The organism is Paenibacillus sp. 01T422 (assembly GCF_056398785.1).
Map to the genome: position 1 here is coordinate 1 of NZ_JBFTQB010000067.1, position 15,388 is coordinate 15,388.

4 protein-coding genes are annotated in these 15,388 nt (G+C 49.4%); all 4 read right to left on the bottom strand.

Translation table 11 applies throughout. The features are described 5' to 3' along the window. A partial coding sequence (locus tag AC1DUA_RS05835; protein ID WP_477498826.1) for a cohesin domain-containing protein occupies positions 1–412 on the bottom strand: 412 nt, incomplete at its 3' end. A gap of 167 nt (positions 413–579) precedes the next feature. After that, on the bottom strand, positions 580–3,051 hold the full coding sequence (locus AC1DUA_RS05840; RefSeq protein ID WP_477498829.1) for a discoidin domain-containing protein: 2,472 nt from the start codon (positions 3,049–3,051) through the stop codon (positions 580–582). Next, positions 3,002–11,224 (bottom strand): glycosyl hydrolase family 95 catalytic domain-containing protein, encoded by an 8,223-nt coding sequence (locus AC1DUA_RS05845; protein ID WP_477498827.1) that lies wholly within the window; start codon positions 11,222–11,224, stop codon positions 3,002–3,004. Before AC1DUA_RS05845 ends, AC1DUA_RS05840 begins: the two co-directional genes overlap by 50 nt. Positions 11,225–11,374: 150 nt before the next feature. Next, positions 11,375–15,388: NPCBM/NEW2 domain-containing protein (locus AC1DUA_RS05850; RefSeq protein ID WP_477498828.1), on the bottom strand; the 4,014-nt coding region annotated here is incomplete at its 5' end.

Sequence of the window (15,388 nt, forward strand, 5' to 3'; positions counted from 1 at the left end):
CGTGATCATAAACAGACTGTGCCAAGCTGATGACTGACTGCAGCGTTGTCTTATCTACAACAGGAACGTCTACGCCAGTAACAGAAACCGTTAAATTGGCTAACAGGGATTCTACTTTTTGGCTCAGCGCATTAGAAACAGCCACGTTGGTCAATTCAAAGTTCACCGTCGCTGATTGTTGAATCGGCTTCGCTCTCCAATTGAACTTGAATACATCTCCGCTTGTTGTTATATCCCCTGCTTCTCCTTCGCTAACCGCTATAAGTCGAATTTGTCCCGGTACATCGGTCGTGGTCTGAGACACTTTAAAATCGGATTTCAACGATTCGGCGGATACATATTCAATGGCATTGGCGTTATAGCTTAAAGTCATATCGGCCGCATATACCGAGGAAGATTCGCTTTCGGACACATTGCTTAAGCCGAAATTAGTAGAGAATGAAGCTCCAGCTTGAATCGAGGTTGGATCGTAAATTCATATCTCCTCATAACACGTTCACTTAGACCACTAAGCAAGTTGCTATTTCGAAAATAGGGAAGAGAAAGGATTCACCTATCTCCTCCATTTCCCGTTGATCATTATCGCAGGATCAGTTTAGCGATGCCTACGATATCCAAAATGCTAATCTTGCCGTCACCATTGAAGTCCGCGCTTTTCGCCTCATTCCAGTCATTGCTGGCTGAAGTCTTCCCGTAATGGACGGCTGCTTTGCCCAAATCTCCAATATCAACGGCGTTATCTCCATTAATATCTCCTGGCGCATGATCCGTAATGATCTGCCCACTAAAAGCTTGTATTGCTTGGTTTAACGCAATGGCCGCATCTTTCAGCTGCTGCTGCGTAGCCGCAGGATCCGAGTAAATCGCTGTCGCAGCCTGGATGGCGGATAATAATGCCGCTTTGGAACCTGCTTTGTACTGTCCAGCTTGAGTTCCTACTATCGCGTGATCATAAACAGACTGTGCCAAGCTGATGACGTTCAGCAGCGATGTCTTATCTGTCGTCGTAACCGCCGTAACCGAAACCGTTAGATTCGCCAGAGCGGCATCCACTTTTTGCCCAAGCCCATTGGAAACAGCTACTTTGGACAGTACCAAGTTCGTTGCCATGGACGGCTGATTTGGTTTCGCGATCCAATTGAATTTGAATATATCCCCGCTTGCCGTTATCACTCCCGTATTCCCTTGACTTACAGCAATAATCCGAATTTGGCCCGGTACGTCGGTCTTGGTCTGAACCTCAGTAAATCCAGATACTAATGGATCTATTGATACAAAATCGATCGTACTAGCGTCAAACACTTGGGTGATATCCGCTGCATAAACTGCCGAATATACGCTACCAGTTACGTTGTTTAAGCCGAAACGGGTGGAGAACGCAGCACCTGCTTGAACGACCGTAGGACCCGTAAGCGTAGCCTGCGGTACGTCCGTTGGCAGTGGTGTCTGACCGCTGATCACGACATAACTGGAGCCTTGAACACCGCTGCTGTCCGTGGCAGTCGCCACCACTTTGACGACTCCATCTTTCTTCGCTGTCAGCAGTCCGCTGTCCGACAGTGTCGCTTTATCGGTTCCTGTCACACCATCAGCTTCCCAAACGCTCCAAGTGACTTGACTGCTGCCACCAGCTGGTAAAACAGTAGCCTGCATTTGCAGCGTGCCATCCTGTGTCGTGATCTTATTCGCCCCGCCTTCGCCGTTCACGGAAATGGTGGTGATCGTCGGAACGTCATCCGCTTCCTTGCTCACTGTTAGTTCCGCTGCAGAAGCGTAGCCACCGTGACCTGCTGTAGCGGAAAGCCTCACATACCTGCTGGCAACCGGYGCAAATGCAACGATCTTCTCACTGCTGTCATCGTTCCAGCTGCCGCTTGCCGCCAGCGTGAAGGATGCTCCATCTACGCTTGTCGAAATCTCATAAGCTGTGATATTGCCATTCGTTTGACCGTCTTGTCGTGGTAAATATTTCAGCTTCGATATGTCATAAGTGCCTCTAAGATCTAGGGTAATCGACTGCGGCATATTCCCCGCCGAGTCCCATGCTGTATGCCAGATCGTCGAAGTGTCTCCGTCGATCGCTTTTGAAGCCGCATTGTCCTTATTAGCCGTCTCCTCGCTAGTTGCCGTGRCAGTCATCTGAGATTGCGGAATAGGTACGGAAGTATCAATCGGAATCGCACCGTAGACGCCGAATTCCCAGAAGCTCGCCCATGCGCCGGACATATTCGTGACCTGTATGCGAACATACCTGGCATTCGCATTGAAATAATCGAACTGCGCTTGCTGTGTGCTTGTTTTTTGCGAGACTAGGGACCAGTGCTCATTATCGTTCGAGACCTCGATTTGATATTCGTAGCTTTTATTAAGTTCCCACTTCACACTGGTACCCGATAAGTTGTAGCTAGCTCCAAGATCAACCTTCCACCAGTGCCCGACGTTTCCGTCAGACGCAGACCAGCGGCTTGATTCATTGCCGTCGTTGCCGGAAGCTGCAGCATTGTCGTTTTGGTAGCTGTCCGCGCTGGCTGGCTTGTTTAACGCAAGGTTAACCGGTTCGCTGTAAACTTGAACTTCTTTGATCGCAGGCATCTCCGTACCGCTGCCCCCTGAGAGCGAATTAACGCTCACCCGAACGTAGCGGATGCCTGTTGCTGCAAATTTGTCAGGGTTCATATCCTGACCCGAGGCTTTCCTGCCTGAGACTTGTGACCAAGTTTCCCCGTTGGCAGAAACTTCGACTTTATAAGTGTAATAGATGTTATCTCTTCCCCACAGGATCTTGCTGCCTGTCAAATTGTAGGAAGCTCCTAAGTCCACTTGCCACCATGCGGGTGCACTATCGCTTGCTCCCCACCACGAGACGTTATTTCCGTCATTCACCTGCGACGGATCGTGTCCACTCATCGAGCTGCTGGCAGTCGCAGGTTTATTCATTGCGACATTGACCTGAGCGGGGTATTGAAGCGCCTGATCTTGAACCTGTGGCACGCCATACACGTTAAACTCCTGGAAGCCGGCTTGCCCAGTTTGAACACCCGTTACTGTCATGCGCACATACCGTGCGTTGGCGGCAAGCGCATTCCGCTCTCTCTCGGACTGTGCCTTCAAACCAAGTAGCGCCACCATCGCTTCCGCCATGTACGAATACGCTTTGGTTAGCAGTGCTCGTTATTTCAGCGGTTCCCGCTAGCAAACCGTTCGCAGTCGCCGTAAGCTTAATAGTTCCCTGCTTCAAGGTAGCTTGGACTAGAGCAGCAGCAACACCTGCTTCCACCGCGACAGGATTCGCGAAGATACGCGTTTCACCGTTGCCGATAATTCCGCCTGGCCCGTTCAAGCTTAATGAAACGGAAACGTTGTTCGACGGAACGATGTTATTGTTGGCATCCCGAACCGTTACATAAGCCATAACCAGATCGGAGCCGTCAGCAACCAGACCTTTGCCTTTCGTATCAAATTCAACGGACAAGTGATGCGGTTGTCCCGGTGTACTTACCGAGTGAGACGCAACGACGACGCCGTTAATCAGTCCATCCGCCCGAAGCGTTCCAGACTCCCAAGGCACGCTGCTGAACGTAAACGTAGGATGCTTCACATACGTTAATCCGCTGTCGGGATTTTGTGTAGCAATGAGCCTGTCGTTCAGATACAGCTTGACTTGCTCCGCATTGCTGGCTATTGTAACGTCTCTCGGCGAGGTTGCCGTCCAATAGTTGGCGATAAACACCATCGGTCCGGAGTCGACGCCGCCAAGCCTCAAATTAGGATCTCGCTGGCTTTGGAAGAAATAATAATTGAACTTCGGATACCGATCGACGTCCGCGAGACCCGAGTAGGCCGGGTCAGAATCCATTCCCCGGTTATTATCGTAAAAGCTCCATATCGCGTTCCCAGCAATGCGCGGATTGGCATTGAGACCTGCCCAGTCGAAGTAGCCGTCTCCATTCAAAGCCTTTTGACGCAGGATAATGGAGTTGATCATATCGGTTTCGCCAACTTTTCTGACTGATCGATAGCCAGTCGGACTCGTGGCGCTTTCCGACCAATCGTCTCCCCATTCTCTTGTAAACAACGGTTTGAACGCCGTATTCAGCTCTTTGTAGTTCACATCATAAACTTCTTTTCCCCAGAATCCATATTCTGCGGACGTATACGTCTGATCGCCCGGATATTCTTCATGGGTAGCATTATGGGCATTTTGCGCATATTCCTGCGAATACGTTGTTTCATTCAGGCTGGATTCCCACATAATAATGCTCGGATGATTCCTGTCACGGCGAACCATATCCCTGATCATTTGATAAGATCTTTCCTGGAATACGGAATCACCGAAAAATTGCCAACCCGGCGTAGGTTCGATGACCGTAAGTCCTAGTTCGTCGGCTGCATCGAGGAAAGCTGGATCCTGCGGATAGTGCCCTGTACGGACGTTATTAAAGCCGCCTTCTCTAATCTGCTTGGCATCGCGATACTGCCCGGAATTCGGCAGGGCATTCCCGACATACAGATACTCTTGGTGCCGATTCGCACCATTCAGCATCAACTTTTCGCCGTTAATAAGGAAGCCTTGATCGGCTGTAAATTGAATTGTTCTAATCCCGATTCGAGTCTTATAGCTGTCAACAAAGCCATTTCCATCGCTGACGGCGGTATAAACCGTGTACATGTTCGGGTGATCAGGATGCCAAAGCTTAGGATTAGCAATCGTTGTCGATTGAACGAACGTATGATCGCTTCCCGAGCTTATTTGCTGTGCATTGCTCACCATTGTGGCAACTACTTGATTGTTGCTGTCTACAATCGTCGTTTTGACGCTGGCGTTTTTGGCAGCAGCGTATTCGTTAGCAACGTTCGTTTTCACTTGCACCGTCGCTTGCGAAGCACTGACCGACGGGTACGTGACAAAAATCCCACCGTCCGCAACTTTGTTCGCGAATACCGCATCGGTAACATGCAGGTTATCCATAACGTGAAGTTTAACGTCTCTGTAAATGCCGCCGAAGTAGGCAAAATCCAAATCTTTTTGCGGCTTGCCCGGCGGCGTTTGTGGGTCGTCCCTGTTGTCAAGCTTCACCGCAATGACATTCGGTGTGCCGTCCAAGTGCACATAGTTCGTAATATCTACCGTAAACGGCGTATATCCGCCATGATGGATACCAAGATAAGTGCCGTTGACCCACAATTCCGTGTTGGTCATTGCAGCTTCGAACTCAACGAACAACTTTTTGCCTGCATAAGAGTTGTCCAACGGAAAATGTCTCCGATACCAGCCGATGCCTTGATAGCTCTGATTGTCGCCTCCATTAACTTTAGGTTCCAACCGCACGCTATGAGGCACATTGACGCCCTCCCAGCCAGTATCGTCAAAGCTAGCTGCTTCCGCTCCGCTTACATCCCCACGATTGAACAACCAGCCTGTATTGAAGTTCAGTTCCAGCCTGCTTGTCGGGTCGGGCGTGTATTGCCCCTGCCCAGAGTGGATGATCGAAGCCCTAAACGCTTGAAGCGCACTATTCAAAGCATCTACTGCTTGTTCGATTTGCTGCTGCGTGGCTGCGCTGTTATCCACGACTTGCTGCGCCGCATCAATAGCCGCTTGCAGCGTTTGCTTCGAGCCGGCCGAGTATTGACCGTCTCCGCGGCCTTCAACTGCGCTATCGTGCTCGTTTTGTACGTCGGCGACGAGCGCGACAAGCTCTTGGTTGGAGACAACGTCTGCTTCCTTGCCCACATGAATCTCTGCAGCAGAAGCGAATCCGCCATGCCCAGCTGTTGCGGTAAGTCTCACATACCGGCTTGTCACCGGCGCGAATGCAGCGCTTTTCTCTATGCTGTCATCGTTCCATGTTCCGTTTGTCACCGGCGTGAAGGAGGCTCCATCTACGCTTGTCGAAAGCTCATAAGCCGTGATATTGCCGTTGGATTCGCCATTCTGCCGAGGTAAATACCTTAGCTTCGAAACGGCATAGGTACGACCCAAATCCAGCGTAATTGACTRCGGCAAATTCGCCTTGGGATCCCATTCCGTATGCCAGATCGTCGAAGGATCTCCGTCAATCACGTTGCTCGCCTCGTTTCCGCTGCGATGGCTGGTGGATAACGCCGTCATTTCGCTTTGCGGAACCTCGTTCGGATCCGTCGCAGCAGGCACGTAATTATTCGTCCGCGTAATGGTGAATCCTTGGCTCTCATCGACCGTATCCGTACCTGCGATCATCCGGTTGAAGTTGATTTTTTTATCGGCATTACTTTGCGTAAAGCTGTTCCCCGTCACGGTGACAGCCTTGGAGGCATCCAAAGAAAGCTCCAAACCGCCCTGATCTGCCGTATTATTCGTAAATGTAAACCCGTCTACACTCTTGACATAAATGTCGGTATTACCGCTTGCTTGGCTAAAATGGTTGCCGTCTACCACGATATGGCTATTCACAGTTTGATCTGGATTCGTTAGGGACGTGCTCGGCTCTACACTAATCACCGCGTTCCCAATGTTCGTAAACGTATTGTTGCGAATGATAACGTCCTTCACCATACCGGATTCGTACCAGCTATTTGCATCGTGGGCAATCAGGATCGCACTCATAGGCATGGCGTTAAACGTGTTGTTCTCGATACGAACAGCACCGCGCGTCGTCGTGAGAACGCCCCTTGTCGGGACCGTTTCAAATGTCGAATTCGTAATGGTGATATTCGGCGTCCATGTCGCATTTTCTACAACATAATCATTTGCTGTTATCGTAACAGGCACTGGTTTATCCAATGTAAGGAGGATTTGCGTATCGTCAACGCGCGTCACACCCGTAACCACTGCACTTTGCTTCGAAAGAAGCGTCGACTTATTGATGTATTCAATCGTATCCCCTACGGCAAAAGCGTCGAAGCCCCAGCTCTCGTTATGCATGAACTGAACTTTCACTTGATTGGATGCCGGAATCTGCACAATCTGCAGATGGGTGCCGTGAACATTAATGGCATCGTCATGCGCTCCGGCAAAATGGGAATTCGTCACCTTAATATCGCCCTTGCTGCCCGAAACTTGCAGGAAATCGGCCATTGACGCATTCGTCCGCCCGCTTCCTGCTTTCGGTGCGAAATTCAACCGATCGAGCGTCAGATTCTCACTGTATTGGCTGATAATGCCTAGTCCTGGCGCCGCATAGAAATTGACATCTGTCCATGCGATGTCCTTGCTTCGATAAATCAGCGCGCCTTCTTCTCTGCGAGTTGTGTCTCGAAGTTGGAATGTGTGGCCCACCTCAAAATTCAGTTTGCTCGCATAGTTGAATTGCACCACACGATTGCCTAGATCCTGCGCGTAGGTTACGCTGTCCAGCGGATTGCCAACCCGCCAAGTCAGTTTCGTAGCAGGATCGTATTCTTGAACGGCTTTCACATTCTGAGTTCCGTTCTGCGTCCAGTTTTCTTCGCCGAGCCATGATAATTGATTATTTTGAATAACGTACCAGGAATCTGGATGAATGCTTGCTTTCATATAATTGCTGCCAACCTCGGTAACGGTCATTTCCGATACGACGGGGCGGTTAAAATCCACGTTGATCCCATTCATCTTGACATTCATTGCATGGTCGAACACCATAGGCGTCATAACGCCGTGGAACAGCAGTGTCGAGCCATTACCGCGGATCGTAAGATCGTTAATGTCTTTAAATAAAAGACCTACTTTTCTTTGTCCGCCTGGTGTCTGCTCGGACGTGGTCGTGTTCGAAATATAATACTGTGCATTCGTGGCTGTCCCAGCTCTAAAATGATAAGTCCCCGCCGGGAAGTCCAGAATAACCGGCTTCGGTGCCGCCTTTGCAGCTTCGATAGCGGCTCTTACCGCGTCCCCGGCGTCATCGCCTGTGTAGCTAAGGGTGATGACGGTATGATTAACCCCATTAATCGTTTCCGTACTTTGACTGAAATAATTGCCTGGGTCCACTCCTTTGTCTACCCTCGATTGGATGTCCGCACGGTCGATCGATAAGAAGGAGTTGTTCGCGCCGGCATTCTTCTCTCCGGTCACCCGGATGCGCAGCACGTGCYCTTGATTCGTCAATTCTTTACTTTCAAAGATCAGCTGCTGATCAGATCTCGTGGAAGCGTACGTGTCGACCAATGTTTCAGGACCGTCATCAATCGAGATCGCAGCGATGCCTTGATTGTTGTTTTTTGCCCCGTTCAGCTGTACCTTCGTTCCGGTAAAACGCAAGAGCGCATAAGCGTCCGTCGTGTTCGAATAGTGATTGTCACGGCTGTACGCACCTGATTCGGAAGAGCTATAGCCCCATCCTGAACTATATACAAACTGATCAGTGCCTGCCCCAGTCGCATTATCGTTCACCGTTCTGTCGAAGGAGAACTGGAATTTCTGATTGCTTCCCGTGCCGGCTGTGCGTTGTACGAATTGCACACCGCCTGTTGCGCTGCTTCCTGGAATTTCAATCACTTTGCCGCTGAGCCGGTTCTTCAATTGATAGTAGCCTTCGCCGGCATCCACAACGGACCATTCATCATTATAAGTTGCATCATTCGTGTAGGATGCCTGAATGATCCCCGCACCATCTGCTGCCGAGGCGTCTTGTACGGCAAGTGCTTTCGAGCTGCTTTTCGAAATGATTTTGTAGTATCCAGGCGACGTTTTTACAAACTGCCACTGCTGATTCAGCCCTGTGCCTGCAGACCATTGAATGATCTTAGCGCCGTCTGAACTGGAGCCTCCATTCACGTCCACGCGAAGCTGGCTGTTCTGAATCGTAAGGTTAAACGTTTTCTGATCAAACAAATCACGTTCTACGATTGGAATCGCGTTGATCTTATACGTATCCCCCACGTGGGTATCAAAAGAAATTTGATTACTGTTGTCTGTCGTATAAGAGATGGTTTGTCCCAATTGATTCGTGACGATTGCCCCAGCAATGCTCGGGTAAGAAATAATCGCGCGATTGCCTTGGTTAGATTTAACGCTAATGTCTGTAGCTCTAGCATTTTTCCAGTCCACGCCAACCTCAAAACCTCCGCGGGCTACCAGGCCTGCGTAACTTCCTTTGGGCCAAGAAGCAGGAAGCGCCGGCAAAATGTCGATATTGTCCATATGGCTTTGCAGCAGCATCTCGGACATCCCGGACGTTGCGCCGAAATTTCCGTCAATTTGAAACGGTGGGTGAGTGTCGAACAAATTTTTCAACGTACTACCCGTCAACTGACCTTCCAAAATCGTATGAGCATGCGTACCATCTTGAGCACGCGCCCACATGTTGATTTTATTGGCCTTACTCCAGCCCGTACCGTCATCCCCACGATGCTCCAGCGTTACTTTGGCCGCATCCAGGAGAGCTGGTGTAGTTTTATTAATTTGTTTACCTGGATAAAGCGCCATTAATTGGGATAAGTGACGGTGTGTATTATTGGGATCGTCAATATCCTGCTTCCATTCCTGAATTTGACCGTAACTTCCGACTTTGATCGGAGAAAGCTGATTTAGCTTGCTCTGAACTTCGGCGCGATAAGTCGCATCAACGCCCAACGTTGTGCTTGCTTCCAAGTAATTGGTGAACAGGTCGTATACGAGCTGCTGGTCAAACGCACAGCCCGTGCTGATCGATCCTTGTTCCGGCGAATAACATGGCGAGGATACCAATGTCCCATCCATGTCGGTCACCAAAAATTGCGTCCAAAACTCAGCCGTTTCTTTCAAAATAGGATAAACACGCGTGCTTAAAAGATTGACATCTCCTGAAAACTTGTAGCTTTCCCAAATGTTATTCGCCACGAAAGCGTTGGCAGACGGCGACCAGCCCCAATCGTATTCCCAACCAGGGGCTGTAAAGCCGAATGGGTTGTTCATCGTTCCGACCGACCAGGCTCCCGTCACGCCATAATGCTTCTCGGAGGATATGCGGCCCGGAATGCGCAGCGATTCCACATAATCGATCAGTGGCGTCATCGTCTCCGAGAGGTTCGTGACCATCGCTGGCCAATAATTCATTTGAATATTGACATTAAAGTGATAATCGCTGCTCCACGCCGGCGCATTGGAGTTGTTCCATATGCCTTGCAAGTTAGCCGGGAGCGTGCCTTCACGGGAAGAAGAGATCAACAGATAACGTCCATATTGATAAAACAGCACTTCGAGCGCCTTGCTCTTCGTTCCCGCATACGTAGCCAGCAGTTCGTCCGTGGGAACGGTTGGCTTCGCCTCGCCCAAATCTAATTTGACGCGATCGAATAAGGACTTGTAGTCCTGCTTATGATTCGCCAACAGTGTATCGTAGGATTTGCTTTCCGCCGCATCCAGAATCGCCATTTCCGCACTATGCGGATCCGCGCCCGTATAAGTCGGATAGCTATTGGCATAGTCCGTGCCGAGTGTCGAAAGAATGGTAAGTGAGTCGGCATTCGCAACGGAAATCTTGCCATTGCCCGGCGTTTGGGTTCCTCCTTCATTCAGAACACGGAAGTTCCCTTCATACAGCATATTGTTATCGCTCACATGACCCCGGATCTGGATCGTGTTACCACTCGTCGTTACAACGCCTCCCTGCGCGCTGGTTGGACGTAAATCCAGAGAGAGCTTTCCAKGCTGACTAGCTGTCAGGCGTGTTGCCATCACTTTATCCGGATAGCTGACAAAGTATTCGCGCGTATACTCGACACCATCCACTGTATACTTCACACGGGAGACGGCGTCTTCGATATCCAGCTCACGACGGTAATTAGTGGTGTTAACTGGTTTAGACATGGCAAAATCCAAATACAAATCGCCAAACGATTGATAATTGCCAAAACCATTATTAATGCCTGTTAAATAGGACTCTGCTTCGGTATGTGCACCGTTAACGTCGCCTGCACGCAGTTTCGAACGAACACTTTCCAAATGATCGGCAGCTCCATCCCGATTACCGTACGTATACGAAGATGAAGAACCTGGACCCCCGGTCCATAATGTCTTCTCATTTAATTGAATACGTTCCTGTTCGACTCCGCCAAACACCATGCCGCCCATAAATCCATTTCCGATCGGAAGCGCTTCGGATTCCCAATCTGTAGCCGGCTGCCGATACCATAGAGACAGCTTGTGGTCAGGCGCAGAGGAAGATGTGATTGCGGGTCCARCTGCTTCGGCGAGTGGGACAGGCATAGACGTTGGGAGAAGCAAGCCTGCTGACAGCAGGCTTACCATAATTCGCTTTGACATTGACTTTCTTTTAATAAGGGGCATGTTTGGCTCCTCCGTCTTTTCTTGGAGTGATTTTCCAATTGATCAATTTCGCATAAATGTATAGAAAAATAGGAAGGAGACTTTGCGAAATAAAAGCTCCTTCCAAGGAAGATGTTTCGTTTTTAGTTCATCAAGTACGAGCTTCCGTCGTTATTTCAATATCAGTTTGGCGATACCCACGATATCCACAATGTTAATCTTGCCGTCACCATTGAAATCCGCGCTTTTCGCCTCATTCCAGTCGCTGCTAGCCGAAGTCTTTCCGTAATGCACGGCAGCTTTGCCCAAATCGCCAATATCGATGGCGTTATCTCCATTGAGATCTCCTTGCGCATAAAGGGTGATGATCTTCCCGCTAAAAGCTTGTAAGGCTTGGTTTAAAGCATTGGCGGCTTCATCTAACTGCTGCTTCGTAGCCGCAGGATTCGAATGAATGGCTGTGGCAGCTTGGATGGCAGATAGTAACACCACTTTGGAGCCTGCTGTATATTGTCCGGCTTGGGTCCCTTCCACTGCGTGATCATAAATGGACTGTGCCAAGCTGATGACCGTCTGCAGCGTTGTACTATCTGCTGCTGTAATCGAAACCGTTAGATTTGCTAGAGTAGCATCCAACTTCTGCTCCAACCCGTCTGCAACAGCTACTTTGGTCAGTACCAGATTCGTTGTCTTGGATGGCTGATTTGGCTTCGCAATCCAATTGAATCTGAATACATCTCCGCTTGCCGTTATCGCTCCCGCACTTCCTTGGCTCACAGCGATAATCCGGATTTGACCCGGTACATCGGTTTTGGTTTCAACGTTAGTAAATCCAGAAATTAATGGATCTACGGATACAAAGTCCATGGCGTCGGCATCAAAAGTTAATGTGATATCTGCTGCATATACGCTGGCTGTGACATTGTTTAAGCCGAACTGCGTCGAGAAAGCAGTGCCTGCTCGAACGACCGTCGGCCCCGTAAGCGTGGCCTGCGGCACGTCCGTCGGAAGCGGTGTCTGACCGCTGATCACGACATAGTTGGAGCCTTGAATACCGCTGCCATCTGTAGCTGTTGCTACGACTTTTACGGCCCCGTTCTTCTTGGCCGTGAGATCACCATTTGTCTGGATGACTGCTTTATCTGTTAGGGTTACGCCATCTGTTTCATAAACAGCCCATGTTACAGACTTGTTCGTAGCATTGGCAGGGAGCACCGAAGCTTGTAATTGAAGGCTTCCGTCCTTTACAGTAATCGTCGTCGCCGAACTTGTGACAGCTATCGATTGCACATTAACCTGCCCGATCTGTGTTTCTGTAACCGTAACGTTTGCTACAGCAGGTATGGCTGTGCCATCTACAGCACCACTCACGATAAAACTGCCAGCTGTTGCATACGTAGACGGATTTATTGGATCCCACTGAACCGACTTAACGGCAGTTGTCCCATTGTTATACATAACTGTGACACTCGCAGGCAGTACCGGCGGAACACCCGCATCCGTAACCACATTTACTGGCATAACTCCCGAAATTACTGGTGCCGCTTCAACAGTCAGCTTAGTCAGCTTAGCATCCGCCCAATCCCCGTGATCCTCGCTGTTTCCATTGCCGGAATCGGTCACTTCCAATAGAAGCTGCTTATAACCTTTCACATTCACCTTCACAAATTTGGCGTTTTGCGACTCCCACATTGTGCTTCCAGAGTAAAGGGATTCAATCGTGTCATCATTCTTCACTCCTGATATTTTGAACTGTATCGAGCCGCTGTTGCTTCCACCGTTCACTTCCTTGTCTACACCGATAAAGGTCGAAAAGGTTTCATAATCTGCACCAGTAAGATCATACTTGATCGTTGAATTGGCGTGAGTCCCAAGCCCTTTGGCAAAGGAGAGATCTTCAGCCCCATTCTTCAATATGATCGCATTACCGCCAATGCTCTTGTCTTTCTTAACAGCCAGCCAGCCTGAGGATGCATTTAGCCAGTTCAGATCGCTCAAATAGTCAACTTCAGGCAATTCTTCCTTCTGTTCGGACTTGCCTTCCGCAACTCGAAACGTCGCATTGGCCCAGCTTGCATGATCCTCGCTATTATCGTTATCGCTCTGTGTAACAACAAGTTCCACGATGCTTGCGCCAGCTACACGAACATCGACTGGTTTAGCCACGTCAGTAACCTTCATAACACCGCTCGCAAATTTCTCTACGCCGTCTACAAGCACCTTGAATTCCACGTCGGCGTAAGACGGCGATTTGGCCATTTCTTGGTCGACCCCGACAAGAGCGGTGAAAGACTCATAATTTTTATCGGAAATGTCAAACATAATTCTCGACTCGGCATGTACGCCAAAACCTTTCTCGTACGTTACAGCGCCGCTATTGCCCATTAGCCTTATCGCATTTCCGTCCAGGCTTTTGTCCTTCTTAACAGTTGACCAGCCTGAGGATGCATTTAACCATTCCAGGTCGCTCGCATAACGATCCACCAGCTCAAAGTTCAGCGTGTAGACTTCCTGTGTCGCTCCACCGTCTGCTGTAGCTGTGATGGTCGTCGCGCCTGGCAAGCTGTCGGCAGGGTCGATAACCAACTGAACGTCTTCAGACGCTTTGTCCACTTTAACTGTTGGAACTTCCAGGTTTTTTTCTCTCAAAACCGTCAGCGTCGCCGTGCGATTCTCGGAATTAAGGCCTTTAACCGGAACTCCGTTCACTTTCACATTCTTAATTAGAGAAGGCAGGCTTTCCACTTTCCATAATTGGCTGTCGCTTCCGGTATACGTGTTTTGAACAACCGGATTTCCGTCAGCGGTAGAACCGTTGCTATTTTCCATTGCCAACTGACTGTTTACGTTAGTAATTTTGAAATAGCCATTGCCAACATTCGAGATGGCCCACTGCTGGTTAATAGCCGAAGGATCTGCAGCCGTTTCAGAATCTGTCCATTGAATGATTGGCTTTCCAGCCGATTTACTGGCGCTTGGAACATCCATAACTCGTTCGCTTTGTTTATTGACAATCTTATATTTGCCCAGACCCAAATCATCGATAGTCCATTTCTGATCCAGCGCACCCGATTCGGTTCGCCCGGCAACAGCCGCTCCATTCTCTGGTGAATTCCCAACTCCCATTGCTTTCCCGGTCGCTTTATTCACGATCCGATACGACGTGTTAACATCAAAGGAGTCAATCCCCGTCCGAGTTGGAATTTCATTGGTGTAGGAGCCAACTGCCAGCTCGCCTGCAGCAGCGAAGCCTCCTACGGCAGCATTCACTTCTAGTTTGACATAGCGTGCTGTTTGTGATGGGAAGGTCACACGTTTCATGGTCTTGTCCCCATCCCATGTACCGCTTGTAAAGGATGTGAAGTTCGTTCCGTCCTCGCTCACGTATAACGTATAGGAAGTGATCATGCCCTGTGATGAATTTTGCGAAGGCAAGTAATTCAACATATTTATGTTGTTGTACGTGTATCCCAAATCCAGGGTAATGGATTGAGGCAGAGAGGTGGTGGTTTGCCAAACCGTCTCAACGTAAGTGTTTACATAATCCATAAGACCATCAATCGCATTGCTCGCATTCCCGCTAGTAGCCGTTGCTGAATTCGCTGTAATCGGATGCTCCATCACGATTGGCTGTTGCGGCAGTGGAGGACGAGATGCATTCGGCGACCATGCTTGTCCAATCTCCGCCAATCGATTGACTACGTTATTATCCAACTCCCCATCCGGGTTCGGTGAAATGTTGAGTAAGAAATTTGTATACCGTGGTTCCAAATAACCGAGATGATCCTGCACAATATTCTGCACGCTTGCCGGCTCTGTATTCGTCATCCAATTGTGCCAGAACCATTGACTGGAAACTAGCGGCATGCCCTGGTTAGCGGCAAACGTATTGTTGGAAGGTGCCCAGACGTCCTTAGGTTCTTCAAAATAAATGATGTCCTCATCCCATGGCTGCGTTTGTCCATTGTGATCCACAATAAGAATATTAGGTTGTAAGCGCTTTATTAATTCGCGAATTTCTTGGTAGGGAACTTCATTATGACCCATCTCCCAGGCCCAGCCGTCGATAATCAAAACCGGAATTTCGCCGTAATTCGTCAGCAACTCGGTTAGTTGCCCTTTAATAAACTCGATATCTGCTCTGCTGACGGAGCCTTTCTCAATACCTTGCTGACGATCCCAGAT